Genomic DNA, 25,853 nt, shown 5'->3' on the forward strand with positions numbered 1-25,853 from the left:
GTCACTGATTACTGATTACTGTCTTCACTCTCTGCGGTTTCGGCGACAGCAACTTCTTCAGGGACAATATCGGCTCGGGATAACGATTCATAAGTGGGTCGAGAGGGGGTGCGACGACGTTCGCTATCTGCCATTAAATCTACTTCTACATCTTGGCTTCCGCCATCATCTTCGTTGGTGTCAACGCGGTGAACCGAAATATCTAGACCGAGAGATTGTAATTCTCGCATCAAGACTTTGAAGGATTCTGGGGTGCCAGGTCGCGGAATGGGTTTCCCTTTCACGATCGCGTTTAGTGCTTCATTACGCCCTTGCATATCGTCTGATTTGACCGTTAACAGTTCCTGCAAGGTATAAGCTGCACCATAAGCCTCCAAAGCCCAGACTTCCATTTCTCCGAAGCGTTGTCCCCCTTGTTGCGCTTTCCCACCAAGAGGCTGTTGTGTTACTAGGGAGTAAGGACCCGTGGAACGGGCGTGGATTTTATCATCAACCAAGTGAACCAGTTTCAGCATATAGGCTTGTCCAACGGTAATCGGGCGATCAAAGGGTTCTCCCGTTCGTCCGTCGTAAAGTTGGATTTTCCCAGGATGATTCTCGTTAAAGATCCAGTCTTTACCAGGACGGTTTGCTGCTTCTTTCAGTTTGGCATCCACACTATCCCGCGAAGCCTGTTCCCCATACATTTCATCAAAGGGTGTGAGCTTAAAGCGAGCATTAAGGTTTTCACCTGCCCAGCCTAAAAGACATTCAAACACCTGTCCCACGTTCATCCGTGACGGCACACCGAGGGGGTTTAACGCCACATCAATGGGACGACCATCGGGGAGATAGGGCATATCTTCCACAGGGAGGATGCGAGAAATAATCCCTTTATTGCCATGTCGTCCAGCCATCTTATCGCCCACTTGGATTTTCCGTTTTTGGGCAACGTAGCAGCGAACGACCATATTTGCGCCAGGGGGTAATTCGTCTCCTTGTTCCCGAGTAAAGACACGAACATCGACAATACGACCTTTTTCACCGTTGGGGACGCGCAAGGAGTTATCCCGAACATCACGGGCTTTTTCCCCGAAAATGGCGCGGAGGAGTTTTTCTTCTGGAGGCTGGTCCGATTCCCCTTTTGGCGTTACCTTACCAACGAGAATATCTCCTGCTTCCACCCAAGCGCCAATACGGATAATGCCCCGTTCATCCAGTTGTCGGAGAGCATCTTCTCCCACGTTGGGAATCTCGCGAGTAATTTCTTCAGGCCCAAGTTTAGTTTGACGGGCTTCAATTTCGTATTTTTCAACGTGGATACTGGTGTAAACGTCATCTTGCACCAGACGTTCACTGATTAAAATCGCATCTTCGTAGTTGTAGCCTTCCCAAGGCATATAAGCGATGAGAACGTTTTGACCGAGGGCAATCTCTCCTCCTTCGGTTGCTGAACCATCGGCTAATACCTGACCTGGAACCACGTCTTCTCCTGCAAAGACGAGGGGGCGTTGATTTAAGCAAGTATCTTGGTTAGACCGTTGATATTTTTGCAGGGGATATTCAATAATTTGCGGTTTTTGTTCTTCCTCAGCCGTTGCATCTCCTTCCAGTTGCGGTTGTTCACGATTACTCACTTTGACACGAACCACTGTTGCATCCACATAATGAACTGTGCCGTAAGTCCGAGAGACCACAACCATTCCTGAGTCACGAGCAGCTTGGGCTTCGAGACCCGTTCCCACTAAAGACCGTTCGGGACGCAGTAAGGGAACGGCTTGACGCTGCATATTGGACCCCATGAGGGCGCGGTTTGCGTCGTCGTGTTCTAAGAAGGGAATGAGAGAGGTTGCCACTGAGACAATCTGCAAGGGAGAAATGGCAACATAATCCACTTCTTTCGGGCTGGTGGTGGTAAATTCTTGACGGTAACGGACGGCAACGGTATGACCCAAGATATTTCCTTCTTCGTCGGTGGCAATATCCCCAGGGGCAACTCGCTTATCATCTTCTTCGTCTGCTGTCAAGTAAACGGGAGCGCGATCGCGCAACACTCGACCGTCTTCAACGGGATAATAAGGGGTAGCAATAAAGCCAAAGTCATTCACCCGCGCACAGGTTGCCAAAGACCCAATTAACCCTGCATTGGGGCCTTCTGGAGTCTCTACTGGACAAATCCGCCCATAGTGAGAGGGATGAATATCTCGCACGGCAAAGCCCGCCCGTTCTCGGGTTAAACCACCCGGTCCCAAGGCACTAATCCGCCGTTTGTGCGTTAACTCAGCTAAGGGATTGGTTTGATCCATAAACTGAGATAACTGAGACGAACCAAAGAACTCTTTAATTGCAGCGACCAAGGGCTTCGGATTCACCAGAGACGTTGGCGTTAAGGACTCTGCTTCCGACACGGTCATCCGTTCCCGAATAATTCGTTCTAAGCGATTTAAACCAACCCGCACTTGATTCTGGAGGAGTTCCCCAACCGAACGCACCCGACGATTTCCCAAGTGATCAATGTCGTCAGTTGTCCCCAGATCAAATTCAAGGTTGACCAGATAATCAACCGCAGCTAGAATATCCTGCGGGGTCAAAACCCGTACTGTTTCGGGTGTACTTAAATTAAGTTTCCGATTGAGTTTATGACGACCGACTCGCCCTAAATCATACCGTTTCGGATCAAAGAACCGAGAATCTAACAGTTGTTGTCCTCCCGCAACCGTCGGCGGTTCACCTGGACGCAGTTTCCGATACAGTTCTAAGAGGGCTTCTTCTTCGCTGGGATTCCCTTCTTTATCTAAGGTTTTTTGATAGTAGTCGGGATGGCGCAAGCCGTCATTAATTTCGTTATCTTGTAAACCAATCGCTTTTAATAAGACTTGTGCACTCAGTTTACGGGTTTTGTCGATGCGAACCCAAACCAAGTCATTTTTATCGGTTTCAAATTTTAACCACGCCCCACGGTTGGGAATCAGAGAAGCGGAATAAGTCCGACGGTTATTCTTATCGGTTTCGGGTTTATAGTAAACCCCAGGGGAACGAACGATTTGGTTAACAATCACCCGTTCTGCCCCATTAATAATAAATGTTCCCCGTTCTGTCATCAGGGGTAACTCACCAATAAAGACTTCTTGTTCTTTAATTTCCCCGGTTTCTTTGTTGATCAGGCGAGTGGGAACATACATTTGCACAGAATAGCTACTGTCCCGCCGTTTGGCTTCATCAACATCGTATTTTGGCTGTTTCAGACGGAAGTTTTCGCCAATAAAGCGGAGTTCAAGTTTTCCCGTATAGTCAGAAATGGGAGAGAAGCTATCTAACTCTTCAATTAAGCCCTTTTCTAAAAACCAACGGAAGCTGGCGCGTTGAATCTCAATTAAGTCGGGTAGCAGATTGGTGGCTAGATTACTCATTCTTTGTTCTTTATGATTTGTTCTTTGTTCTTTGTTATTTGTTGAGGACCAAATAACTAGTGACGATTAGCCAATAACAATTGTCCAGTGGCTTCTTAGGGAAGACTGGGGAGGGAAAATAGTTGACGGGCGTTTTCGGTGGTCGTTTCGGCTAAGGTTTCTAAAGAGACATTTCTCAATTCAGCAACCCTTTCCGCGACATAACGAACATAACTGGGTTCATTCCGTTTTCCGCGTTTGGGAACTGGCGCAAGAAAAGGACAGTCTGTTTCTACTAGCAGCCGATCTTCAGGAACAATTTTTGCGGATGCGTGAACTTGCTTGGCATTCTTAAACGTCACCAAGCCACTGAAGCTGATGTAAAATCCGAGATCAAGACATTGCTGGGTTTCTTCGGGAGTTCCCGCCCAGCAGTGCATAACCCCTTTTACTGCCCCGTTTTCCTGTTGAAATTGGCGCACCAAATCAACGAGGTCTGAGGCAGCATCACGACAGTGGATGATCACAGGTTTATTGAGCCGTTGCGCGATCGCGAGTTGCTCCCAAAAGGCAGTTTTCTGTTGGGTGACATTTTCTGCTTTATAAAAATCTAACCCTGTTTCCCCAATGGCAACCACTCGGGAATCGGACTGAGCTAGTTTTTCGGTTTCAGCAGCCAGTTCTGGAGTCCAGCTTTGGGCTTCTAGGGGATGTAACCCGACCGCAAAGGCAACTTCAGGAAACTGATCCGCGATCGCGCTGATTTGTTGAAATTCTTGCGGTTCAACACAAGAATGAACCAGTTGGACGACCCCTTTTTCTTGCCAACGGGCTTTCAATTCTGCCAATTCAGCTTCAAAAACATCAAAGTTGATGTGAACATGGGTATCAATTAGCTGCATTACCAATCCTGCTGCTTAACCTTATTGACGAATGGTCAGAATTGACACAATTTATTTTAACACTGTGCAACATCTGACTTATTTCCATGACTACTCTCTTCAGTTTTTACCGAGTTTCCATCTCCCTTACAGGAGATTTTTAATCAAGCGGTAGTCACTTTTTTGAGGGCTTTGGCTAAGCGAGCTTTTTTTCTCGCCCCATTATTTTGATGCAGGGCTTTCACTTTGACCGCTTTATCAATTTTGCTGTAAGCTGCTGACATGGCTTGCTGAACCGCCTGTTCATTTTCGGAACTGGGGTTGCTTGCATACTCATCAACAGCTGCAAAGTATTTTTTCATCAAGGTTTTCACCGCTGATTGATAGGACTTATTCTGGAGACGGTTGCGTTCTGCGATTTGAATACGCTTCTTTGCGGATTTAATATTTGCCACGGTTATCCTTCAAAGAATAAATAATTTAACTGGTTGATCTATAACCCGCTCTCTTGCCACCGCAAGCTAACGGAACTATTATAGTAACACACTTTGTCCAAAATTGTTGTAAACTGAAGAGAATTGTTAAAAAACTGAGTTAGGTCTTACACTTCAGAATATAACATCTCCTTTCTTGTTTTGGGAAGATTCAGAAAAATTCAGGTTAAGCTAGAAAAGAAAAGCTGGGCAATTTAAACCATACCATTGTTTCATCGCATCTCCCAGCCCCTGTAACCTGACAAAAACAGATCACTTTTGCTCATAGTTCAGGGTCGGACGATAAACGAGGGTAGTCGCTTAGAGGGGTATTTTGGCTCCATGCTGCGGATCATCAATCAAGTCGCGGAAGCAACAACAGAACTTCAGAGAATTTCTCGCCGAACTCACGATCAACAAATCGCGGGGAAAGAAGAGGCGGTGCAAGAAATTATTCAAACGGTGAGGAAAAAAGGGGATCAAGCCCTGCTTGATTACACGGCAAAATTTGATCAGCTGACCTTAACGGTTGATCAATTACGGGTGAGTGGATCAGAACTGGATGCTGCTTATCAGCAAGTATCTAAGGAACTCATTGACGCGATCGCGCTGGCAAGACAACAAATTGAAGCCTTTCATCGTCAACGAACCCCGAAATCTTGGGTCGAATTTGGCAATCAAACCGTCTTAGGTAAACGTTATACCCCTGTTGATCGCGCAGGGTTATATGTTCCAGGCGGACGAGCAGCTTATCCTAGTACAGTCTTGATGAATGCGGTTCCGGCAAAAGTAGCAGGTGTCGAGCGACGGGTGATGGTAACACCCCCGGGTGCTGACGGTAAAATTACTCCTGCGGTATTAGTTGCAGCACAAGAGGCTGGAATTGAAGAGATTTATCGGATCGGAGGGGCGCACGCGATCGCAGCCTTAGCCTATGGAACAGAAAGGATTCCAGAAGTGGATGTGATTACAGGGCCAGGCAATCTCTATGTCACTCTTGCGAAAAAGATGGTTTATGGCACAGTGGGCATTGATTCTCTGGCGGGTCCCTCGGAAGTGTTGGTGATTGCGGATCAGAATGCAAATCCAGTTTACGTTGCTGCTGATTTGTTAGCCCAAGCCGAACATGATCCGATGGCAGCAGCAATCTTGTTAACAACAGAAGAGAAACTCGCACAGCAAGTGCAGGAGGAAGTGCAAAAACAATTAGCCGATCATCCTCGTCGCACTTTAACAGAAAAATCGATCGCGAATTATGGTGTGGTCATTATTGTTAACTCCCTTAAGGAAGCAGCAGAATTATCTAATATTTTCGCCCCCGAACATTTAGAGTTAGAAGTGGAAGACCCCTGGGAAATGTTGCATCTGATCCGCCATGCAGGGGCGATTTTTATGGGACATTCGACTCCAGAAGCGGTAGGGGATTATCTCGCCGGTCCCAATCATACCTTACCCACGTCTGGGGCTGCTCGTTATGCGTCTGCGTTGGGGGTAGAAACGTTTATGAAGCATTCCAGCTTAATTGAATATTCCCAGACTGCTTTAGATCATGTTTCCCAAGCCATTCAAACCTTAGCGGAAGCAGAAGGATTGCATTCTCACAGTGAATCCGTCCGTTTACGCAGGGAAAACAATCAAGAGTAATGAGGCTGACCAACGGTCACGCGCAGACGCCTTCCGTGAAAGTTACACCTCTTGTAGCTCATTTTTAGATAATGATTACTTGCCAGTGTTCGGCGGTGAAAAACCTGCCAACTGGAAAGCATCAGGAAAAAGAGTGAAAAGAGGACTATATCAAACTCGTAAGGGTAAGTTCATTAATGCTGATTGTAATGGCGCAGCCAACATATTAAGAAAGGTAAGCGCACAGCTAGACTTCGGTCTAGCCGAGGTGCATCGGGAATGTTTGAGTGTTCCCAAGCGATATGATGTTTTCAGTTCGCGCTCAGAAATCATATCGTAAACGCTTCGATTGTGAGATTTAATCTCGCTTCGTAGCAACGTTTGGAATCCACGTTTTTCACGCACGTGGAGAACTCAATCTATGCTTTAAGCTCATCCCCCTCCTGAAGATCAGGCTTTTTGTTGTAGCTTTTACCCGCTAACATTAGTTAACTGCACCTGTTGAAATCTCGAAATTTATGTCAGAAAAACCGACCATTGCCATTTCTCATCTGGGCTGTGAAAAAAATCGAATCGATTCCGAACATATGTTAGGCTTGCTCGCCCAAGCAGGCTATGCCGTGGACAATAATGAAGACACCGCAGACTATGTGATTGTTAATACTTGTAGTTTTATTGAAGCTGCACGGGAAGAGTCTGTCCGCACCTTAGTTGAGTTAGCTGAAGCGGATAAGAAAATTCTGATTACGGGCTGTTTAGCGCAACATTTCCAAGAAGAGTTATTAGAAGAAATCCCTGAAGCCGTTGCTGTGGTGGGAACGGGGGATTATGGCAAAATTGTGGATGTGATTGAGCGCGTGGAAGACGGGAAACGAGTCAAAGAAATTACGTCTGAACCGACTTATATTGCCGATGAAACCGTCCCTCGCTATCGCACCACCAGTGAAGCAGTTGCTTACCTGCGAGTGGCTGAGGGTTGCGATTATGCTTGTGCTTTTTGTATTATCCCGCATTTACGAGGAAAGCAGCGATCGCGCTCGATTGAATCGATTGTAAATGAAGCCCATAGCTTAGCGGAACAAGGGGTGAAAGAATTAGTTTTAATCTCTCAAATCACCACGAACTATGGAGTGGATCTGTATGGTGAACCGAAGTTAGCAGAATTATTGCGGGCGTTAGGAGAAGTAGATGTCCCTTGGATCCGAATGCACTATGCTTATCCCACGGGACTCACGCCAAAAGTGATTCAAGCGATTCAAGACACGCCGAATGTTTTACCCTATCTTGATTTACCGCTACAGCACTCCCATCCTGAGATTTTACGGGCAATGAATCGTCCTTGGCAAGGGCGCGTGAATGATGGGATTATTCGTCGGATTAAAGAAGAATTACCCGATGCCGTGTTACGCACCACATTTATTGTTGGTTTTCCTGGAGAAACGGAAGATCAGTTTCAACATTTGTGTGACTTTGTGCAGCGTCATGAGTTTGACTTGATGGGGGCGTTTACGTTTTCTCCTGAAGAGGGAACTGCAGCATATAATTTGAGCGATCAATTGCCACAGGAGATTATGGAAGAACGGCGCGATCGGTTGATGAGTCTGCAACAGCCCATTGCAGCCCGAAAAAATCAAGCCTGTGTTGGTCAAACCGTTGATGTTTTAGTGGAACAAGGGAAACCGAATGCGGGGGAATTTATCGGACGTTCAGCGCGATTTGCCCCCGATGTGGATGGCTTAGTCTATCTGCAAGGAAAAGCCAGCCTCGGCAATATGGTCAAGGCGAAAATTTCTCATGCTGATGTTTACGACTTATACGGGGAAATTATTTCTGATTGAAATGAACTGGGAGAGGTTCCATGGAACGTCTCTCCTGATTACTGTTTATCCTGATACGCCATGCCATTGGCTTGGGCATAGCGTTCCATAAACCGCATAAAGCGATCCCAATGATCGTCTTGGTCAATGGCAAAGGTACATTCAACCCGTTGTAAATCGTCGCCTTCGGGTCCACCATAGATAAAGCGGAGAGAATCGGGTTCAACGGAAATTGTTCCTTCGGAATCTTTTAAATTGAGTGCTTTAGAAAAGCGTTGACGAAAACTATTAAATCGTTCTAGGGCTTCTAGCTGTTCAAAAATTATTAGAACATTACGGATTCCTGTGGATTTTGCTTGACGTAAACGAACGTCACTGATTTCTTCAGGAATGCCTTCAAAAAATTCGACAGTGGGAATAGATGCAGACATAATACATGATGTAGCGGTTGTCCCGCTTGTGGGGTAACAGTGTCAACTTGGTTATTTGTTCTGAAATAACTTCTCTTCTCAAGAACAAATAATTAATCATTGATGATCAGTTACTTGTTAAACGTTGTCAAAGATTACGCCTTCCTAAACGGAAAGCGCCTGTCCTCACGCTTTGCAAGGCGTGACCGTTGGTCAGAAGAGAACCAACAACGAATAACAAATAACTAATAACAAATTCAGCAATTATTCAGCACTATTACCCTGAATTTTGAGGAGTAAAAAGCCCCAAGCCAAGCCCACTAAAATTAAAGTGAAGGATAAAACAGCAGCGTTAAAAATGATGGTGTTGGCAGTCATAAGTTTCCTTTGTTATGCAAGTGTGTAATACAACAATCTATTCTTCATCAATGATAATATAGTTCTGTAGGTTCTGGAAATAGTTGCTTATGCCACCGCGTTGGCCCCGTAAACCCACTCGTGAAGACCCCGCTTATCGCAAACTGGAAGACCGCATCAACTTTGCGGTTCATGTTGCTGTTTTCGCCTTGATTAACTCAGGATCATGGTTCTTTAAACAACTGAATCAAGCGGACTGGCAATGGACGACTTGGCTGACGTTAAGCTGGCTTGCTGTTTTAGTATTACATTTTATTTACATTAGCGCGATCGCGGACTACTCTACCAATCCCAAAAAATCCGATGGCTAACTCTAACCCCACCCGAGAAATTGAAGCCCTCGCTGCCGAAATTGGCGATAAGATTTATATTGATGTGGCAAAATGGCATCTGTATCTCTCCGATGCCCATTTACACACAACTGTAGCCGAACAAGTTTATCCCCTGCTAGAAAATAAAAGCCTCAGTGCAGAACAGGTTGAAGATATTCTCAAACGCATCTCGGTTAAGCTGGGAGGCGGGCGGACACAACTTCCTTTACTTGATCTGCTTCCTCCCAATGCAATGGATGATTTGATGGCGTTGCTGGAAGAGTATCAAAAGCAGCTTTAGTTTTTATGGTTCTGAGGTGAGAACCAGTCCCCGATAGACTTGCTCAATGGGGAAAGTTAGATTAATGCTTTTGAGTTCTACGGTATCTCCTTCTTGATAATTCAGAATCACCCATTCCCCTGTATTTTTTTTATGATATAAGTCCATTTCGATACGAGTGGAGTTGACTAATAAATAGTCTTGTAAAACAGGGTTATTGCGATACAGTCTAAACTTTCCCCCTCTGTCGTATGCTTCTGTACTTTTAGATAACACTTCGACAATCAAGCAGGGATAGGTAATATATTGGGTTGTCCTTTGATCCCGCTCATCACAAGTGACACTAATATCAGGGTAAGTGTAATCATTACTGCCTGCGATATTAATTCTGAGATCGGAGTTACCCGTTTCGCAACTACCTCCTTCTAAGTGATTGGAAAATAAAGTAGTCAGTCTAACGGCGATCAAACTATGATTTTTGGTTCCCCCGCCCATTGCATAAACGTGACCATCGATATATTCATATTTTTCCAGTTGCTTTTCTTCCCAAACAAAATATTCTTCTGGTGTGAACTGCGGGAAATTGTCTTGTGCTGTAACCATCGTTAAATCACCCATTTGGTCTTATGTTTCGTATTGCTGCTGTTTTTCTTCTCCTTGGTGAGACGTTTTAACCCATTTCAGTTTTTTCGGACGAACAGCGAGGCGAGCCGTCATACTGGGAATAATCAGTAACCAATGAATCATGTAGAGCGTTCCTCGGATGCTTTCTCCAAGCCTTTCCCAAATGGTGAGTTTTGATTCATTCCCTTGGGTTTCTCTCAAGCCTTGGAACATCCCCCAGAAAGAGAAGGTAAGCATCATACTGGTTGCAGGGAGATAAAGCGGGGCTTCTTGCCGTAAAGCTACCATCAGCATATCAGGAAGTGCTGCGGTGGGAAGGAGATATTGGAAGAGTAAAAAGGTGCTGAGATCAAGACTTTTCCCGAAGCCCATACGGTTGCGAATAATCCAACGCCAATAGTCGAGATAGCGTTGATAACCGCCTTCTGCCCAACGGTTGCGTTGATGCCAAAGCGCGATCGCGCGGGTGACTCCTTCTTCTTTCACACAAGGGTCATTAACAAACCCAATGTCCCACTCATCTAAATGCAAGCGAATGGTTAAATCTAAATCATCGGTAATCGTTTGTTCGTTCCATTTGCCACAGCTAGCGAGCGCACGACGGCGTACAAACTGACCATTCCCCCGTAATTCGCCAATTCCTCTTAAACCGATACGACGCTGCTGAAAATAGCTATCTAGCGCCATTTCTGCTCGTTGTCCTTTCGTCCAGAAGTTCAACGCTGCATTCGCGATCGCCTTGCGAACTTGTACCGCCCCAATTGTATCCTGATTGAACACAGGAATCACTCTCCGCAACAGATCAGTCGGAATTTGGGCATCTGCATCGAAAACCGCGACAATTTCTCCCTTACTCAAACTCAGGGCTTGATTTAATGCACCTGATTTACCACCACCCGCATTAGCAGGGCGATGGAGTACCTTTAACTGACTATATTGCCTCGCTAACTGGTCTAATAGAACTGGGGTTTGGTCGGTGCTGTGATCATCAATGAGCCAAATTTCATATTTATCTTTGGGATAGTCCAAAGAACAAAGACTTTCTACCAACCCCGTAATTACCGTTTCTTCATTTTTCGCAGCGACTAAAATAGAAACCAGTGGGGCTTCAGCTAAATCCGCATCTGTTAAAGTGGGCGGAGGCGTGACGGGACGAGTGAAAAGGAGACGGGCAACTTGTACGGTTAAGACACCCGTGATTCCTAAAACCAGCCATGATCCCCAAGAAATGAGATGGAGAGCAATGGTCGTTCCCCAAACCATCATCAGTGTGACTGCTGCTTTCCAGCGTCTTCCCCCTATCCCTTGGAAAAAGTCGCTACTCCATTCTTCTTCTTCGGTTTCTGCATCCGACCACTCTGAGAGGAGAGCTTCAATCGGATTAAACTCTTCATAAGAATTCTTGTCGGTCCAGGAATTTTGTGGCATACAGGTTAGGGGGTAATGATTGACACGAGAGTGGTTTTGCTTCTATCTTAACTTTAGATAATAAAACTTCACGCTTATTAAAAATCAAAGCACAATATTGTTGAGAATATCGCTTAAATTGTTTAGGTTGCAAAAAAATGTTAATGGAATGGTTTCGGTGGGGCGCGATCGCGCTGATGAGCGTTGTTTGGGTCGAATTAATTAGAGATAGTTATCATCTATTATCCCATTTTTGGAAACCATTATATCGGTTGCATCAGATTCATCACCGTGTTTTTCGTCCTGATCTCAGTGTGCCCGATGAAAGTTTATATCGACGGTCACAATGGCAAAATGATGTTCCAGAATGCTTGGTGATGTTAGTGGGAAGTGTTTTCCCCGCTTTATTGGTTTCCGAGTGGGTTGCTTGGACTGGAACAGTTTACACCAGTGGATTTTTGTTAAGCGCGATCGCGCGAGGCAGTGGTTTGGCTTATGCAGATGAACTAACTGATCTCACTCATCGTCCTGGAGAGTTTACCGCCCTTCCGGGTCAGTGGCGGGTGAATCGTCCTTACCATTGGCGACATCACTTTGATAATCAGAAAGCCTACTACTGCAGTACATTTACAATTGTGGATAAATTAGTTGGGAGCGCTTTATCGTTGAAAGGAAAGCGAGTTGCGGTGACGGGGGCTTCGGGAACCTTAGGAAAAGCCTTATTAGAAACCTTGCGCGATCGCGGTGCAAAAGTAACGGCTTTCAGTTCTAAAACGCAACCGATTGTCCTTAAAGATGGTACAGAAATCCATCCCCTCACGTGGGAAAGTGGTAAAGAAAATGAACTTGCAGAATCTTTAGAAAAGATTGATATTTTAATCTTAAATCATGGAATTAATGTTCATGGTGAGAGAACCGAAACTGCAATTGATACCTCTTATCAGATTAATGCGTTTTCTAGTTGGCGATTAATGGAAGCCTTTTTAAAAACCGTTCGTACGAATGAAGATAAAGTGCGTAAAGAAATTTGGGTCAATACATCAGAAGCAGAAGTGAGTCCTGCGGTTAGTCCCCTTTATGAACTTTCAAAACGGACTTTAGGCGATTTAGTGACTCTGCGTCGTCTAGATTCCCCTTGTGTTATTCGTAAGCTGATTTTAGGACCCTTTAAGAGTAATTTAAATCCGATTGGTGTGATGTCTGCATCTTGGGTGGCGAAACAAATTGTTAATTTAGCGGTGCGCGATTTTCGCAATATTATTGTTACCGTTAATCCCTTAACGTACTTGCTCTTTCCAATCAAAGAATTTTTTGTTTCTACTTACTTTAAGTTATTTACTCGTAGCAGTCAAAAGTAAAAATCCTCATCAGCATCAGGGAGTAAAATAACTCCCTCCATTAATTGAATTTCTCGAAGTTGTTGTGCTTTCTCCTCTTGGATTTTTTGTTGTTTTTGTTGATAGAGTTGCTTTCTTTCTTCAGGAGAGAGAGCTTTTCTTCCTTCTTGAAAAGGATCAATTTGACTCAAATGTTTCATGTGTTAAGCATCTAAATTATTTGTAGAGAGAAGAGAAGAGGTAACAGTGGGGATAATTAGGTTTTCCCGCTAACTTAAGAATACTCAAAATGCGTCTTATGCTTAGACATAATAATCAGTACATTAAGGTTTCTGATCCAATTTTTTCTTGGTATAATTCTATATCACCTGCATAGGCTTTCTGAACAATATTGATCAGTTCATCATTATACATTTTCTTGGGATTAGGTAACTTTCCTTCTAGTTTATAATTTAGAATTTTAGAGGGTTTTAGGTGCCATAAATCTACATCCCCAGCATCAAAATACTCATAATTTTTTATACTATGATGAGTCAGGGAACGAGCATCTATAATCTTCAGTCCAATTTTTTCTTCTAAGATTCGTTCTGCTTCTGAAAAATTTTCTAAAGAGAAATAATTGTCATATTCTTGATAAACTAGAAAATTATTTTGGGGTCTCCAATGAATATTACCATTTTTAATAGGATTCTTAGACATACTTTTGACAAAAAATCAAAGGTAATATCTTCCATCTGAATTTTACGATGATGAAGGTCAATATATTCCCATGCTTCCCGATCCCGACTTATAATTTTATCTAAATAAGCACTAACCAGTCGAGAAAAAGGACAACGTAAGATTGTAAAAGTATATTTTGCTTTCGCTAATTCAGATAAAGAGGCTGTAAAAGTATAATTATTCTTATGAATCCAATTGAAGTCTGATGGACGATCAATACAACCGTTTTCATAAGCAATAGTCGTCCTCATGGTCGAGCAAGCATTTTTAGGAATAAAACTATAAATTGTGTCTAGTCTATAGATGCTGAGAGCGTGCTTTTGAGCAAATTTATGCTGTGGATTATTATTTAGACCGTTATAAGTTTTATTACTATATCGAAAGAAACGTGGCATTACTCTTTCTTATAAATAGTTAATTTCAGATCTCATCTTAACATTAAAAATCAACTTATTTCAGGACAACAGAACTCGAATTAAAATGGATATTGATCAATAAGTTCGCCATCAACAATTTTATAACCCCATTCGGGATGGTTTTTAATTTGTTCTTCTACCCAACTGCGCGTCATGGGAGATTGATAGAGTTTTTGTAAGTCTTCTAAACTAGGAGTCTCTGCAGTTGCTTCCTCCTCTTCTGAAGATAAAGTTTTTTCGGGTGGCTTGTCTGCTTCTAATACAGGCGTATTTTCTTGTAACTGTGAAAATTTTGCCATCACACTTTCTTTTGTGACGGTTTTTTGTTCACTAAATGCTGGTGGAAGATAGGGGGTTTGAACGCCTGATTTTTTTGCTTTGATGGCTTCATCCGCAACGCGATCGCATTTTCTTAAAAAACCATCCCATAAATCTTTGGCTTTTGTTGGGTTGCGTAATTCCGATCGCGCTTTGGCGACGGCTGCTTCTAACGGTTCTCCTTTATGAACATAATACTGAATCCGTTCACTTTCAAATGCAGGATAAGGAACACCCGGTTCAATTTCCCATTCCTGTTGGACTTTTTGGCTTTCTCCTAAAGGAATCCCAGCGAGAAATTCATCCCAGAAAGGCGATTTAATCCCTTTCGTAATGCTGTCAATAATTTTAAACACCCATCCCCCCGGATTAGAATATCCTTGCTGTTTCGCATACCTTAAAAGTTCATCTTGGAAGGCTTCTAACTGTTGTTGCGATTCCCACGGACCTTGAAACTGATAGTGTGGAGTCACATTCACTGCAATGGACTGACGGCGTGGCGGAAAGTAGGGATCGCTTTTAGCAGGAGTTTGCGGATTCGGAATCGCTGGTGCGGGTGTTGATTCTTCATTCAGCAATAAGCGTTCTAGTTGCTCTAAATTGAGAGTATAAGCATAAACAAGCGGTTGAGAAGAAATCAGCTTAAATTCAAGCAGCGATCGCGCTTTCAAGATTTCCCTAGCCCATTCCTGCTCTTGCTCACTTAATCCACTCGCTTTCGTCACTTGTTGCGATGAACACTGTACAGTTCCACTTTCATGCAACCACCGCCACAAGATTTGATAGAAAATTGCAGCACTCACGCCCCCTATTTTTTTCGCGAACTGGGGATAGTAAACTGCACCTTCACCAAAACTCTGCCAAAATTGCTTTAAATCCATTCGTCTATATCGTGTTTCTCAGTTTTTTAAAGTACAAAGCAAGTTGGTGAATGTTTATAGTGCTTCACGCGGGCTACGCCCTAGATAGTTCATAGTTAACCACCGTAACTGATATTCCAAATAACAAATAACAAATTAAGAGTGAAAACTGCTATAGTTCATCAGGATCAATTCCCAACTCTAGCAACTTAGCAGCCAGTTTTTCATTTTTTTGTTGCGCCTGCTGAGCTTGCTGTTGCGCCTGCTGAGATAACTCGCGTTCCGTGGGAAGTAATTCACCCTCTAACGTTTCCCAACGCAACCAGACCGTTTCCACATCTTTATACGTCCCAAACCACTGTACTAAAGCCAGTCCTAACTCATGAGAAATATAGCGGTTGTTTCGATCGCGTTCTAAGGGTTCATATTCACCGCCTTTAAGATAAAAACCCGCCCAATCCTCAGGATTAAAGGGATCGTACCAGAAATACTCAGGAACACGCAGTTGATTTTGATAAATCTCTTTTTTCCACGTTTTATCCTCGTTACGGGTACTGTCTGATAGGAGTTCAATGACCACATTTGGGGCTTGTCCTTCTTCCCACACCACCCAGCTTTTCCGTTCTTTTTTGGGAACGCCAACCACCGCAAAAAAATCGGGACCGCGAAAGTCTTGATTACGAATTTGGCGGGTACTAAAGTAAACAAACATATTCCCGCTAATGTAACCATCCTCGCGCTGGTCTAACCAAAATTGCAAGGTATCGAGAAGGAGATCCATTTGCATTTTGTGGCGTTGGCTTTCCATGGGGATACCATCATCACAAGGGAGTTCATCTTGGGTGGGAGGAGGAGTAATGTCTGGCGTGGGAACAACTGATGTCATGGCTCGTTCCGGCGTTTTGCTTTTTTTAAATTATAGGAGCAATCTACAAAGGAAGTCAGCCTTGATGATACAGTGATTGAAGCATCGGTGGTGATGTCGGAGAATTTGGAATGACAGAAGAAAACAACAATCCCTCAGAAGAAACCCCAACCCCAGAAACTCAATCGGAAACGCCAGACCCCCAACAACCGAAACCCGGTTTTTTCACAGGGCTGACGATTCGGGTTTTGCGCGGAATAATTACCCGTTTGGAAAGTACCGTTGAAAAACTAGAAGCGCAAGCTGCGACAGAAACAACGGTTCCCGAAGCAGGTCAACTGGAAGCCGAAACCGAGGAACTGCGCGGTTGGGATAAGATTTTACGACAGGTGAGAACGAAGTTTCCTCTTTTGCAATCTCTCCCTGATTTTCTCCTGACGACCCTTTTAGTAGGCGCGAGTCTTGCTGTGGTTTGGGGTGCGGTTGCGATTATCCCAGAAGGGTTGTTCTCTTCCACTCCCTCATCACCGTCCGAAGAAGAGGTGTCTCAAGAACCTGAGAAGCCAGAAGCCCCGATTCCGCCACCCGAAACGAGAGAAGAACCGCAACCTGAGATTACTCCCGAACAACCCTCAGAACCTGTAGAAGAAAAAGAACCCGAACCCGAATTAACGCCAGAACAAAGTTTAATTGCTGCGATTCAGGAACAAGTTTCAGAAATCACAACCCGTTATGCGGAAGGCTTAATTGAGTCGATTGAGGCGAACTTCCGAGATGGGCGTTTGATTATTGCAGTGAGTGATCAGTGGTTTGAGTTATCCGATGCGCGTCAGGATGAACTCTCCAAAGAAATGCTTGCGCGATCGCGCCAACTCGACTTTACCCGCCTTGTTCTCACCACTCCTAATGGAAAACTCTTAGCCCGTAGCCCCGTGGTGGGAGAGAAAATGGTCATCCTCCAACGAGATAATCCTTCCTCTCCCGACAACCGCGCTTAATTTTCTCTTGCAGAAGAGCGACGACGACGGCGACGAACCACCTTTTGCTCTTGCGGGGGTTCTTCTGTGGATACAGATTGAGTTTCAGTCTGTTCGGCTTGAGTTTCCGTGGGGGGTGTTTGCTCTGGGGCTTCAGAAACGCTAGAGACTTCTTCCGAGGTCGCTTCTGGTTCTACCGTTTCCGTTGTCACGTCTGGGGTTGAGGCTTCCGCATTGACCGTTGCTGCTGTTTCCTCAGTTGTCTTCTCCTCAGTAACCTTGTCACCATTATCAGGTGTTTTGGTTTCAATATTGCCCTCTTGACCGTTGGTTTCTGAACTTTTTTCTCCTGGCGCTACGGCGTAAACCAGTGTTTTCCGTCGATCTACATCTTCATCTAACCGTACTAACGGCGATAACCCCATCAGCGCATACATATCCTGTTCTAGCGGTGTCATTTCCACCGCAATTTTTTTCTTCGGTTCTTCTCGTTGCGGCGATCGCGCTCCAGCTTTCGTTTTCACCTCCTTACTTGTATCTTTTCCATTCTTTTGACTAGAATCGGACTCTTTACTTGTTCCTTTCACCCCATTATTGACTTTCGGTTTCGGACTAGAGTCTGCTTTCGTCGGTGGCTCAATGGTACGACGACGGCGACGACGAGTCACACTATCTGCACTCGACTCTTGATAACTGGGATGATTCACTAACTCCAAATCTGAACTTTCTTCTGGGGGAGAATAAGGAATAGAGGGAGTTGGAGACGCTTCTACTGGTTTTTCCTGAGTCTCTTTGGTCGATACTCTGGGGAGAGAGGGAATCCCCGAGACAGAAACCGCAGCAACCGCTTCTTGTTCCCCTGGTAAATGCACTAAATGACCTAACCCGCCACAACTGGGACAAGTTTGTCCAAAAATCTCATAAAGGCTTTGTCCTTGGCGTTTACGGGTCAACTCAATCAATCCTAACTCCGAGAGTTGAGAAATCTGCGGACGGGCTTTATCTTTCTTCAGGGATTGTTCAAAATATTCCAGAACCTTCATTTGATCCTGACGGGAGTCCATGTCAATAAAATCCACAATAATCACCCCGCCAATCTTCCGTAGCAATAACTGACGAGCAATTTCTACTGCTGCTTCACAGTTTGTCCAGAGTACCGTTTCCCGAGACGTTGCTGAGCGTGTAAACGACCCAGAGTTAACATCAATCACCGTTAGAGCTTCCGTTGGCTCAATAATGATATACCCGCCCGAAGGCAAATCCACTCTCGGCTTCAGGGCTTCTCGAATCGCTGCATTGACCCGAAAATACTCTAAAATCGGCTGTTTTTCTCGGTGATGATCCACTAAAACACCATTGGGTAACTTTCCGCCATTCCAACTGGCGAGTTGTTGTTTCACCCGCTTAACGCCAATATTCGAGTCAACCACAATGCGGTTCACTTCACTCGTATAAATATCCCGTAAAACCCGTTGAATAAAATCATCATCACGGTTTAACAAAGCGGGAGGACGGGCGGTGTTTGCAGCTTGTTGAATCGACTCCCACTGTTGTTTCAGGGCTTCTAAATCTTCAATAATTGCTTCTTCTGGTTGTCCTTCTGCTTCGGTGCGGACTAACAAGCCCATTCCTGCAGGTTTGACTAAAATCGCTAAAGCACGGAGGCGACTGCGTTCACTGTCTTTTTTAATCCGTCGGGAGAGATTAACCCCTCGTCCGTAAGGCATGAGTACCAAATAGCGTCCAGGTAAGCTAATATTCCCTGTCAGTCGAGGCCCCTTGTTTCCCGTTGGCTCTTTCATCACCTGAACCAACGCCTTTTGTTGGGGAGTCACTAACTCAGTAATTGCGCCCGCACTGCGCTTTAAGCGTAAGGGTCCTAAATCTGTAACGTGAATGAACCCATTGCGTTCCGCATCGCCAATATTAACAAAAGCTGCATCAATACCTGGAATAACATTTTCGACAACGCCCAGAAAAATATCGCCAATTTGTTGATTTCCTGTGGCAATCACCATCTCTTCAATCAGATTTTCTGAAAAAATTGCAGCAGTGTGGTGTTGCTCTGCAATAATAATTTGTTTTGGCATTCAATTCCCTCAAATTTCTTGCATTATTTTTGATTCATCATTTCTCATCTCCCCGCAACATCAGGTCAAGGAGGGAGTAGTACTTGAACTACAGGTTCACACGAAATCACCTGTGAGTTGATACCTTGTTACCAATACCAGCAACAAGTAAAGAATTATAAAACCTAGAGAACACTAGGCTAATGGTTGGATGCTAATAATCGTTTCAGCTATTGGTCTAACCAATGAAGTTTTACTATCTCAGTTTGAGATACGCCACAAGCGACAACAGAAATTGATGTTCCAATGGGATGTTCTAAATCAACGTTTTCCCATTATCAATGGAGAAACGTCAGATTGACAGTAAGTTACTATTCTGTTGAATAGAAACCTTTTCTCAGGGTAGCAAGCCTAACTCACATCGCATTACGGACCAAGTTTGGGAAATCTAACAAAATCCTAATCGATAGTGGAGTCTGCTTCATCCTTATATCACGGGTCTAAAACCCTGTCGAAGACGACATTAGTATTGAACCTTCAGCGTGGTAGCAAAACCTAGACTGACTGCTATTGTATCATGAAACTTTGATTGCTCTTAATCAACAAACAGGGGAAGCGCACAACTTCCCCCGTCTCGGAATAATCTTGATGGTGGCTATCTCAAGCAAGTCTAGATCACAGTATCGTCAGCGATCGTTGCGTTTTTGAGGATCACGACGATTCCACTGCGAATATAGAAGCCCTCATCTTCTCGATTGGCTTCTTCTACCCGATCTTTGTTCATGATTAAAACATTTTTACCAATACGGGCGTTTTTATCCACGATCGCGCGACGGATTTTACTATTTTCTCCAATCCCAATGGGAATTTGATTATCCTGACGACCGCCAGAGGATCTTTCCGCATGAGATTCATAGTAATCCGCGCCCATAATCATACTATTCTCAACCGAACAGCCTTTTTCAATCCGTGTCCGAATTCCTAAAACCGAATTGCTAACGGTGCATTCTTTCAGGATACAGCCTTCGCCAATGATGGATTCAGTGACATCGCAATGTAACAGCTTCGTCGGTGGGAGATAGCGAGCGCGGGTATAAATCGGCGCATCCTTATCATAAAAACTAAACGGCGGTTCGGGCTGCATGGTTAAGCCCAAGTTGGCTTTATAGAAGGCTTCAATGGTTCCGATATCTTCCCAATAGCCGTTAAATAAGTAAGCCTGTACCCGATGATTTGGCGCAGCACCTGGAATAATCTCTTTCCCGAAGTCGGTTTGTTCGTGGTTCGCCTGTAATAATTCCCCTAAGACTTCCTTCTTGAAAACATAGATGCCCATAGAAGCAATATAAGGCATTTGTTGCGCTTGTTCAGCATCTAGCCCGAGAGTCGTTGTATCCACTTTCATTTTGCGGAGGTCATCGCCTTTGGGTTTCTCACTGAAATCAATAATTCGTCCCGAATCATCAATTTTCATCAAGCCGAAACTGCTGGCGCGTTTTTCATCAATGGGAATGACAGAGAGCGTAATATCCGCATTGGTGTCTCGGTGATGCTGAATGAATTTATCATAGTCCATGCGATAAAGATGATCACCCGATAAAATTAGATATTCATCCACATCCCACTCTTGAAACAGCCAGAGATACTTCCGAACTGCATCTGCTGTTCCTTGAAACCAATTTGGGCTTTGTGGGGTTTGTTGGGCTGCGAGAACTTCCGTAAAGCCATCGGTGAAGCCAGAAAAGTTATAGGTTCGGCTGATATGACGGTTTAAAGAAGCTGAGTTGAATTGAGTCAACACATAAATTTTCTCCAAACCTGAGTTAATACAGTTACTTACTGGAATATCAATCAGGCGATATTTTCCAGCGAGGGGAACGGCTGGTTTGGCGCGTAATTTAGTTAAAGGATACAGGCGTGTACCCGCACCCCCACCGAGAATGATACTTAAAACTCTTTTCATAAAAATTTCTCCCTGGCGGAAAGAGGGTCTCGGAAAGAACTTCTGTTATAGAAACCTTTCTCCCTAAAGTGTAGGACTCTGCGGTAAACCTGGAAAGAGGGAAATTTTACTATCCTATTTGTTCTTCGTTCTTCGTTCTTCGTTATTTGGTAACTCGTTTTGTGCTTCAACAGAGTAAGAAATGCTATAAAGACGATAGGAAAGCGTCTAAATAGAAACTTATGCCAGAACAGTCTCAAGCCTCTTCTCTCTCGGAAGAACAAGCCCAAGAATTATTTCGACAACTCCGTCAAAAAGAAGGAAACTGGGTGGAGTGGGGAAAATCCTGTCAACAGCTACAGAAAGCGGGATACAATACGCAAACGATTTTTGAAGGGACGGGTTTTGAACCGATTCACCAAAATCAAGTGATTGTTGCTGCACAAGTTTATGATAGCTTGTTGCAAGTGGGCATAGAAGACCCCGTAAAAACTCGTTTCACCAACGGGGGAAGTGATATTCTGTATGAGTTTCGGGTTTTACCGCCCAAAGAACGCGCCCAAGCAGCCACGCTGGCGGTGGAGAAGAATCTAACCCAACCCCAAGCCCATGATATCGCAAAGGCGATTAAGGATTTTTCTGACTTACGCTCGCTTCCCGAAGGATTTACCGATACCGCAGGGGATGCAGTGGCTTATCATTATTGGAAACTGGCGCGGGGAAAAAAGGACTTACAAGCGCGATCGCGCCTCATTGCTCAAGGATTACGCTATGTGGAGTCAAACACCGCCAGAGAAAAAATCGAAAGCCTCCTCAGCGATTTTACTGTTGTCCCCACGACACCTGCGCCCAAATTACCCCTCTATCGTCTTGAACAAGAAGAAGAACTCCCTCGCATTCTCCCTGTTGCTCCCAGTTTAAAGATTTCTGCTGCTCAGTTTCAGAATTATTCCCAACCTGAAGCCAAAGGTCTCTTTAGCGTGACTAAACTTTCTGGAGAAGGCGATTGCGTGGCGCTTCCAGGATGGCAAATGATTTGTGCTGCTCGAGATCCGATCGCGCTACCCTGTACTCGGGAAGAACTGCCAAAATCAGACACTCTGGCGAATGAACCGTTATTATTAGTCGTCGATCGCGCTGATCGAGAGTGGTATCTCCACAGTTACTTTCTGGTGGCGCAAGGGGAAGGTTTAGCGGTGCAATGGTTTGAACAAGCTCCCAACGAGGAACTGTTAGGAAAACTAATTTTAATTTTACGTCCGAAACGAATTGTTGATGAAGGCGCGATCGCGCAAAGTTGGCAAATCGAAGAATAACCGAAGTTCACTTCAACTTTTCGATAAGATAAATAAAAAGAAAGATTGCTTAATCATACCTGAAAACCCTATGCCACGGACTCAACGCAACGATAACTTTATTGATAAGTCATTTACAGTCATGGCAGACTTGATTTTAAAGATGCTGCCAACGGGAAAACAATCGAAAGAAGCCTTCACCTATTACCGAGATGGAATGTCAGCGCAGTCTGATGGGGAATATGCAGAGGCTTTAGACAACTATCATGAAGCTCTTAAACTGGAAGAAGATCCCAACGATCGCAGCTATGTCTTGTACAATATAGGCTTGATTCACACCAGTAACGGTGAGTACGAAAAAGCTCTCCAGTATTACCAAGAAGCCATTGAAGTTAATCCTCGTCTTCCCCAAGCCCTCAACAATATCGCGGTGATTTACCATCATCAAGGAGATTTGGCGAAACAAGACGGGCGAGAAGAAGAAGCAGAGGCTTTCTTTGATCAGGCTGCGGAATATTGGAAAGATGCGATCCGACTGGCTCCCAATAATTATATTGAAGCGCAAAATTGGTTAAAAACCACGGGTCGGTCTGATATAGACGTTTATTTCTAAACTGAATGACTTAACGATGATTGATCTTGAACAAGTGAAAAAAGTTGCTCATCTGGCGCGGTTGGAGTTAACACCAGAAGAGGAACAACAATTTACAACTCAACTCAGTGGTATTTTGGAATATGTGGAACAACTGAACGAGTTAGACACCACCGATGTTCCCCCAACGACTCGCGCGATCGATGTCAGCAATATCACGCGAGAAGATAAATGCTACCCTTACTCCGAACAGGAAGCCCTATTGGATCAAGCCCCAGAGCGTGAAGATACCTTCTTCCGTGTGCCACAAATCATGAGTAGTGACGAGTAACACTTTCCTTAAATCCCCTTTCTGATCAGGAAGGGGATACGAGCAGTTAATGACCTATCGCATCCTAGAAAATAAACCAATGCTCGATTCTTTCTTGAAAAAACTACCGCAATGGTCTTTAGTCGCAGCGATCGCGCTATTGTTTCCTTCTCAACTCGCCCAAGCTGCACCCGCCAACACCGCCCCGAAAACGTTAACGCAATTGCTCAATCAATTGGAAACGGCTGCCAATAACGAAGATATGGCAACAGTTCGCACCGCTTATAGCCCTGAGTTTACCACGGAATCAAATTTAGATACGGGAGCATTGGCTCAAAAACTAGAGCAACTGTGGAAAAGCTATGATCAGTTAGATTATCAAATTGAACTCCAAAGCTGGGAAAAACAAGGAAATACACTGGTTGCAGAAACGATAACTCGGATTCGGGGTTTACGAAACGCACAAGGGCGAGAAGTCTTTTTAGAAGCAACGCTGCGATCGCGCCAAAAAATTCAGAATAATCAAATTGTTGCCCAAGAAATGCTCAGTGAACAATCCAAAGTTTATATTGGAGACAATGCCCCCCGAGTCAACGTCAATGCTCCTCATCAGGTGCAAGCAGGAGAGAATTTTAACTTTGATGTCATTGTGCAAGAACCCATTGGTGATGATATCTTAATGGGAACCGCACTGGAAGAAGAGGTTACTGTTCAGAGCTATTTCAGCCCACGTAACTTAGATTTAGAAATCTTACCCGCAGGGGGAATTTATCGCTTAGGAAAAGCACCTAATACCCCTGGACAACGTTGGCTTTCCGCGATCATCATTCGGGATAATGGGATGACTTTAATCTCGCAACGGCTTAATATTGTTCCAGCAACGACTGGATTGTTGAATTCTAAGGAAGATTGATGGATTCGGTTGAAGATAAAATTGTTTTGATTACAGGTGCAAGTAGCGGGATTGGGGCTGCTTGTGCCAAACTATTTGCTCAGGGAAAAGCCAAGTTAATTCTCAATGCGCGTCGGGAAGAAACCTTAAAAAAACTGGCTGCGGAATTAGAAGAAGATTATGGGACGCAGTGTTATTTATTGCCTTTTGATGTGCGCGATCGCGCCACCATTGAACGCACGATGACTTCCCTCCCTCCTGCATGGTCAAACATTGATATATTGATCAATAATGCAGGGCTAAGTCGTGGGTTAGATCCCCTCCAAGACGGCAAAATCCAAGACTGGGAAGAGATGATCGACACCAATATCAAAGGCTTACTCTACATGACGCGCTATATTACCCCAGGGATGGTCGAACGAGGAAAGGGTCATGTTATTAATATTGGCTCGATTGCAGGACATGAAACCTATCCCAAAGGGAATGTGTATTGTGCCACGAAAGCAGCCGTCCGCGCGATTTCAGAAGGCTTAAAAAAAGATTTACTCGGAACACCTGTGCGCGTGAGTTGTATTGATCCAGGTTTAGTAGAAACCGAATTTAGTTTAGTGCGCTTTCGCGGGGAAGCGGAAAAAGCAGCCAAAACTTACCAAGGGTTAACCCCCCTAACTCCAGAAGATATCGCCGATGTGATTTACTTTTGTGCCACTCGTCCCCCTCACGTTAACATCAGTGAAATGCTAGTCATCCCCACCGATCAAAGTGGCGCAACCATGGTGCATCGACGCAATGAATAAAGTAAAATTGATCAGGAGTCGGTCATAGATAAGACCACAGAAAAACAAGTGCATGAACTAATCGCAGCAGCAACTGAACTCCCCATTAAAGATCAAGAAACGTTAGTTCAAACCTCTCAACAGGAGTTTGCTCAAGGTGAATGTCAAGCAATAACTCCAGAACAGTTAATGGCAGAACTTATAGGATAATGTTTCTACTGCATCAAATAATATGGAATCCAAAAAATCCTGCTACACCAGATCCCCCCAATCCTCACGCTTTGCTCTGGCCCTTAATAAGGGGGGCGAAGGGGGGATCGTTAGACCACTTAATTTGTAGCAACCATTTGCGTATTTCATATAACAAATAACAAATAACAAAGAACAAATAACAAATAACAAAGATGCAAATTCAATTTTGTGATGACCCAGATAAAATAGACCTTGCGACGTTGCAAAATCTCTTCAATCTCTGCGCGTTTTGGGCAGAAGGACGTAGCCAAGACGGGTTAGCCATCGCAATTGCCAATAGTAACCCCGTGATTACCGTTTGGGAAGGAGAACGCTTAATTGGCTTTTCGCGGGCGACAACAGACTGTGTTTATCGCGCTACAATTTGGGATGTTGTCGTCCATCCAGAATATCGAGGCATTGGGTTAGGAAGTACCTTAGTGGAAACGATGCTCGCTCATCCTCGTCTGTGTAATGTGGAACGAGTTTATTTAATGACGACCTATCAACAAAACTTTTATAAACAAATTGGCTTTCAGGAAAATCAGACAACAACTATGGTTATCTATAATCACGATTTTCCCCAACACCATATCGCTACACAAGAATTAATCATTAATAATCAGGAGACCATTTAACTAC

27 protein-coding genes are annotated in these 25,853 nt (G+C 44.3%); 13 read left to right on the forward strand and 14 right to left on the reverse strand.

Annotated elements, in window-relative coordinates:
• Window positions 1-8: 8 nt before the first annotated feature.
• From rpoB to rpsT, 3 genes are all read right to left on the reverse strand, one after another.
• Complete coding sequence (gene rpoB, locus PCC7418_RS10490; RefSeq protein WP_015226155.1) at window positions 9-3,389, reverse strand: DNA-directed RNA polymerase subunit beta; 3,381 nt, start codon at window positions 3,387-3,389, stop codon at window positions 9-11.
• A 95-nt stretch (window positions 3,390-3,484) separates the two neighbouring features.
• Window positions 3,485-4,270, reverse strand: coding sequence for a TatD family hydrolase (locus PCC7418_RS10495; protein ID WP_015226156.1), 786 nt, complete (start codon window positions 4,268-4,270; stop codon window positions 3,485-3,487).
• A 143-nt stretch (window positions 4,271-4,413) separates the two neighbouring features.
• Complete coding sequence (gene rpsT / locus PCC7418_RS10500) at window positions 4,414-4,704, reverse strand: 30S ribosomal protein S20 (protein ID WP_015226157.1); 291 nt, start codon at window positions 4,702-4,704, stop codon at window positions 4,414-4,416.
• 360 nt (window positions 4,705-5,064) lie between these two features.
• Between rpsT and hisD the strand changes: the two genes are divergently transcribed.
• Complete coding sequence (gene hisD / locus PCC7418_RS10505; protein ID WP_015226158.1) at window positions 5,065-6,366, forward strand: histidinol dehydrogenase; 1,302 nt, start codon at window positions 5,065-5,067, stop codon at window positions 6,364-6,366.
• A 497-nt stretch (window positions 6,367-6,863) separates the two neighbouring features.
• Window positions 6,864-8,183, forward strand: a complete 1,320-nt coding sequence (gene rimO / locus PCC7418_RS10510; RefSeq protein WP_015226159.1) for a 30S ribosomal protein S12 methylthiotransferase RimO — start codon at window positions 6,864-6,866, stop codon at window positions 8,181-8,183.
• A 38-nt stretch (window positions 8,184-8,221) separates the two neighbouring features.
• Here the strand turns inward: rimO and psb28 are convergent, their stop codons facing one another.
• Both psb28 and PCC7418_RS10520 read right to left on the reverse strand, forming a co-directional pair.
• Window positions 8,222-8,593, reverse strand: a complete 372-nt coding sequence (gene psb28 / locus PCC7418_RS10515; RefSeq protein ID WP_015226160.1) for a photosystem II reaction center protein Psb28 — start codon at window positions 8,591-8,593, stop codon at window positions 8,222-8,224.
• Between the two features lie 243 nt (window positions 8,594-8,836).
• Window positions 8,837-8,950: a PetM family cytochrome b6-f complex subunit 7 gene (locus PCC7418_RS10520; RefSeq protein WP_015226161.1), complete on the reverse strand. Its 114-nt coding sequence runs from the start codon at window positions 8,948-8,950 to the stop codon at window positions 8,837-8,839.
• Between the two features lie 89 nt (window positions 8,951-9,039).
• Here PCC7418_RS10520 and PCC7418_RS10525 point away from each other — a divergent pair, with 89 nt between their 5' ends.
• Together PCC7418_RS10525 and PCC7418_RS10530 are read left to right on the forward strand one after the other, a co-directional pair.
• On the forward strand, window positions 9,040-9,300 hold the full coding sequence (locus PCC7418_RS10525; RefSeq protein ID WP_015226162.1) for a 2TM domain-containing protein: 261 nt from the start codon (window positions 9,040-9,042) through the stop codon (window positions 9,298-9,300).
• Complete coding sequence (locus tag PCC7418_RS10530) at window positions 9,293-9,601, forward strand: DUF3181 family protein (RefSeq protein ID WP_015226163.1); 309 nt, start codon at window positions 9,293-9,295, stop codon at window positions 9,599-9,601. Before PCC7418_RS10525 ends, PCC7418_RS10530 begins: the two co-directional genes overlap by 8 nt.
• 3 nt (window positions 9,602-9,604) lie before the next feature.
• Here PCC7418_RS10530 and PCC7418_RS10535 read toward each other — a convergent pair whose 3' ends face one another.
• Together PCC7418_RS10535 and PCC7418_RS10540 are read right to left on the reverse strand one after the other, a co-directional pair.
• Window positions 9,605-10,198, reverse strand: coding sequence for a Uma2 family endonuclease (locus tag PCC7418_RS10535; RefSeq protein WP_015226164.1), 594 nt, complete (start codon window positions 10,196-10,198; stop codon window positions 9,605-9,607).
• Window positions 10,199-10,204: 6 nt separating this feature from the next.
• The gene (locus PCC7418_RS10540; RefSeq protein ID WP_015226165.1) at window positions 10,205-11,632 is read right to left on the reverse strand and encodes a glycosyltransferase family 2 protein; all 1,428 of its coding nucleotides are present in this window, start codon (window positions 11,630-11,632) and stop codon (window positions 10,205-10,207) included.
• Between the two features lie 137 nt (window positions 11,633-11,769).
• Here PCC7418_RS10540 and PCC7418_RS10545 point away from each other — a divergent pair, with 137 nt between their 5' ends.
• Complete coding sequence (locus tag PCC7418_RS10545) at window positions 11,770-12,969, forward strand: bifunctional sterol desaturase/short chain dehydrogenase (RefSeq protein ID WP_015226166.1); 1,200 nt, start codon at window positions 11,770-11,772, stop codon at window positions 12,967-12,969.
• On the opposite strand, the gene PCC7418_RS10550 is transcribed toward PCC7418_RS10545, so the two are convergent.
• The 5 genes from PCC7418_RS10550 to PCC7418_RS10565 form a co-directional block, all read right to left on the reverse strand.
• Complete coding sequence (locus PCC7418_RS10550) at window positions 12,960-13,148, reverse strand: hypothetical protein (protein WP_015226167.1); 189 nt, start codon at window positions 13,146-13,148, stop codon at window positions 12,960-12,962. The genes PCC7418_RS10545 and PCC7418_RS10550 overlap by 10 nt on opposite strands.
• Window positions 13,149-13,263: 115 nt before the next feature.
• Window positions 13,264-13,647, reverse strand: coding sequence for a hypothetical protein (locus PCC7418_RS10555; protein ID WP_041596235.1), 384 nt, complete (start codon window positions 13,645-13,647; stop codon window positions 13,264-13,266).
• Window positions 13,587-14,063: a sulfotransferase family 2 domain-containing protein gene (locus PCC7418_RS21350; RefSeq protein WP_071880229.1), complete on the reverse strand. Its 477-nt coding sequence runs from the start codon at window positions 14,061-14,063 to the stop codon at window positions 13,587-13,589. Before PCC7418_RS21350 ends, PCC7418_RS10555 begins: the two co-directional genes overlap by 61 nt.
• Window positions 14,064-14,143: 80 nt before the next feature.
• Window positions 14,144-15,283, reverse strand: coding sequence for a hypothetical protein (locus PCC7418_RS10560; RefSeq protein WP_015226168.1), 1,140 nt, complete (start codon window positions 15,281-15,283; stop codon window positions 14,144-14,146).
• 151 nt (window positions 15,284-15,434) lie between these two features.
• The gene (locus PCC7418_RS10565; RefSeq protein WP_015226169.1) at window positions 15,435-16,148 is read right to left on the reverse strand and encodes a Uma2 family endonuclease; all 714 of its coding nucleotides are present in this window, start codon (window positions 16,146-16,148) and stop codon (window positions 15,435-15,437) included.
• Window positions 16,149-16,258: 110 nt separating this feature from the next.
• Here PCC7418_RS10565 and PCC7418_RS10570 point away from each other — a divergent pair, with 110 nt between their 5' ends.
• Window positions 16,259-17,125 (forward strand): hypothetical protein, encoded by an 867-nt coding sequence (locus PCC7418_RS10570; RefSeq protein ID WP_015226170.1) that lies wholly within the window; start codon window positions 16,259-16,261, stop codon window positions 17,123-17,125.
• On the opposite strand, the gene PCC7418_RS10575 is transcribed toward PCC7418_RS10570, so the two are convergent.
• On the reverse strand, window positions 17,122-19,194 hold the full coding sequence (locus tag PCC7418_RS10575; protein ID WP_015226171.1) for an Rne/Rng family ribonuclease: 2,073 nt from the start codon (window positions 19,192-19,194) through the stop codon (window positions 17,122-17,124). The genes PCC7418_RS10570 and PCC7418_RS10575 overlap by 4 nt on opposite strands.
• Window positions 19,195-19,843: 649 nt before the next feature.
• Window positions 19,844-21,136: a glucose-1-phosphate adenylyltransferase gene (locus PCC7418_RS10580; RefSeq protein ID WP_015226172.1), complete on the reverse strand. Its 1,293-nt coding sequence runs from the start codon at window positions 21,134-21,136 to the stop codon at window positions 19,844-19,846.
• Window positions 21,137-21,357: 221 nt separating this feature from the next.
• On the opposite strand from PCC7418_RS10580, the gene PCC7418_RS10585 reads away from it, so the two are divergent.
• The 7 genes from PCC7418_RS10585 to PCC7418_RS10610 all read left to right on the forward strand — a co-directional run bounded on the left by PCC7418_RS10585 (window position 21,358) and on the right by PCC7418_RS10610 (window position 25,849).
• The gene (locus PCC7418_RS10585) at window positions 21,358-22,431 is read left to right on the forward strand and encodes a RuBisCO accumulation factor 1 (protein WP_015226173.1); all 1,074 of its coding nucleotides are present in this window, start codon (window positions 21,358-21,360) and stop codon (window positions 22,429-22,431) included.
• A gap of 70 nt (window positions 22,432-22,501) precedes the next feature.
• Window positions 22,502-23,023: a photosystem I assembly protein Ycf3 gene (locus PCC7418_RS10590; RefSeq protein WP_015226174.1), complete on the forward strand. Its 522-nt coding sequence runs from the start codon at window positions 22,502-22,504 to the stop codon at window positions 23,021-23,023.
• A gap of 16 nt (window positions 23,024-23,039) precedes the next feature.
• The gene (gene gatC, locus PCC7418_RS10595; protein ID WP_015226175.1) at window positions 23,040-23,333 is read left to right on the forward strand and encodes an Asp-tRNA(Asn)/Glu-tRNA(Gln) amidotransferase subunit GatC; all 294 of its coding nucleotides are present in this window, start codon (window positions 23,040-23,042) and stop codon (window positions 23,331-23,333) included.
• A gap of 49 nt (window positions 23,334-23,382) precedes the next feature.
• Complete coding sequence (locus tag PCC7418_RS10600; protein WP_015226176.1) at window positions 23,383-24,225, forward strand: hypothetical protein; 843 nt, start codon at window positions 23,383-23,385, stop codon at window positions 24,223-24,225.
• Window positions 24,225-25,001: an SDR family oxidoreductase gene (locus PCC7418_RS10605; protein ID WP_015226177.1), complete on the forward strand. Its 777-nt coding sequence runs from the start codon at window positions 24,225-24,227 to the stop codon at window positions 24,999-25,001. Before PCC7418_RS10600 ends, PCC7418_RS10605 begins: the two co-directional genes overlap by 1 nt.
• A 48-nt stretch (window positions 25,002-25,049) precedes the next feature.
• Window positions 25,050-25,190, forward strand: coding sequence for a hypothetical protein (locus PCC7418_RS20545; RefSeq protein WP_015226178.1), 141 nt, complete (start codon window positions 25,050-25,052; stop codon window positions 25,188-25,190).
• A 194-nt stretch (window positions 25,191-25,384) separates the two neighbouring features.
• Window positions 25,385-25,849, forward strand: a complete 465-nt coding sequence (locus PCC7418_RS10610; RefSeq protein WP_015226179.1) for a GNAT family N-acetyltransferase — start codon at window positions 25,385-25,387, stop codon at window positions 25,847-25,849.
• The last annotated feature ends 4 nt before the right edge of the window (window positions 25,850-25,853 follow it).

Source organism: Halothece sp. PCC 7418 (assembly GCF_000317635.1).
GTDB lineage: Bacteria > Cyanobacteriota > Cyanobacteriia > Cyanobacteriales > Rubidibacteraceae > Halothece.

Bases quoted from the DNA above. Each gene is read 5' to 3' on its own strand.
- rpoB (WP_015226155.1), bottom strand. From the start codon at position 3,389: ATGAGTAATCTAGCCACCAATCTGCTACCCGACTTAATTGAGATTCAA.
- PCC7418_RS10495 (WP_015226156.1), bottom strand. From the start codon at position 4,270: ATGCAGCTAATTGATACCCATGTTCACATCAACTTTGATGTTTTTGAA.
- hisD (WP_015226158.1), top strand. From the start codon at position 5,065: ATGCTGCGGATCATCAATCAAGTCGCGGAAGCAACAACAGAACTTCAG.
- rimO (WP_015226159.1), top strand. From the start codon at position 6,864: ATGTCAGAAAAACCGACCATTGCCATTTCTCATCTGGGCTGTGAAAAA.
- psb28 (WP_015226160.1), bottom strand. From the start codon at position 8,593: ATGTCTGCATCTATTCCCACTGTCGAATTTTTTGAAGGCATTCCTGAA.
- PCC7418_RS10520 (WP_015226161.1), bottom strand. From the start codon at position 8,950: ATGACTGCCAACACCATCATTTTTAACGCTGCTGTTTTATCCTTCACT.
- PCC7418_RS10525 (WP_015226162.1), top strand. From the start codon at position 9,040: ATGCCACCGCGTTGGCCCCGTAAACCCACTCGTGAAGACCCCGCTTAT.
- PCC7418_RS10530 (WP_015226163.1), top strand. From the start codon at position 9,293: ATGGCTAACTCTAACCCCACCCGAGAAATTGAAGCCCTCGCTGCCGAA.
- PCC7418_RS10535 (WP_015226164.1), bottom strand. From the start codon at position 10,198: ATGGGTGATTTAACGATGGTTACAGCACAAGACAATTTCCCGCAGTTC.
- PCC7418_RS10540 (WP_015226165.1), bottom strand. From the start codon at position 11,632: ATGCCACAAAATTCCTGGACCGACAAGAATTCTTATGAAGAGTTTAAT.
- PCC7418_RS10545 (WP_015226166.1), top strand. From the start codon at position 11,770: ATGTTAATGGAATGGTTTCGGTGGGGCGCGATCGCGCTGATGAGCGTT.
- PCC7418_RS10550 (WP_015226167.1), bottom strand. From the start codon at position 13,148: ATGAAACATTTGAGTCAAATTGATCCTTTTCAAGAAGGAAGAAAAGCT.
- PCC7418_RS10555 (WP_041596235.1), bottom strand. From the start codon at position 13,647: ATGTCTAAGAATCCTATTAAAAATGGTAATATTCATTGGAGACCCCAA.
- PCC7418_RS21350 (WP_071880229.1), bottom strand. From the start codon at position 14,063: ATGCCACGTTTCTTTCGATATAGTAATAAAACTTATAACGGTCTAAAT.
- PCC7418_RS10560 (WP_015226168.1), bottom strand. From the start codon at position 15,283: ATGGATTTAAAGCAATTTTGGCAGAGTTTTGGTGAAGGTGCAGTTTAC.
- PCC7418_RS10565 (WP_015226169.1), bottom strand. From the start codon at position 16,148: ATGACATCAGTTGTTCCCACGCCAGACATTACTCCTCCTCCCACCCAA.
- PCC7418_RS10570 (WP_015226170.1), top strand. From the start codon at position 16,259: ATGACAGAAGAAAACAACAATCCCTCAGAAGAAACCCCAACCCCAGAA.
- PCC7418_RS10575 (WP_015226171.1), bottom strand. From the start codon at position 19,194: ATGCCAAAACAAATTATTATTGCAGAGCAACACCACACTGCTGCAATT.
- PCC7418_RS10580 (WP_015226172.1), bottom strand. From the start codon at position 21,136: ATGAAAAGAGTTTTAAGTATCATTCTCGGTGGGGGTGCGGGTACACGC.
- PCC7418_RS10585 (WP_015226173.1), top strand. From the start codon at position 21,358: ATGCCAGAACAGTCTCAAGCCTCTTCTCTCTCGGAAGAACAAGCCCAA.
- PCC7418_RS10590 (WP_015226174.1), top strand. From the start codon at position 22,502: ATGCCACGGACTCAACGCAACGATAACTTTATTGATAAGTCATTTACA.
- gatC (WP_015226175.1), top strand. From the start codon at position 23,040: ATGATTGATCTTGAACAAGTGAAAAAAGTTGCTCATCTGGCGCGGTTG.
- PCC7418_RS10600 (WP_015226176.1), top strand. From the start codon at position 23,383: ATGACCTATCGCATCCTAGAAAATAAACCAATGCTCGATTCTTTCTTG.
- PCC7418_RS10605 (WP_015226177.1), top strand. From the start codon at position 24,225: ATGGATTCGGTTGAAGATAAAATTGTTTTGATTACAGGTGCAAGTAGC.
- PCC7418_RS10610 (WP_015226179.1), top strand. From the start codon at position 25,385: ATGCAAATTCAATTTTGTGATGACCCAGATAAAATAGACCTTGCGACG.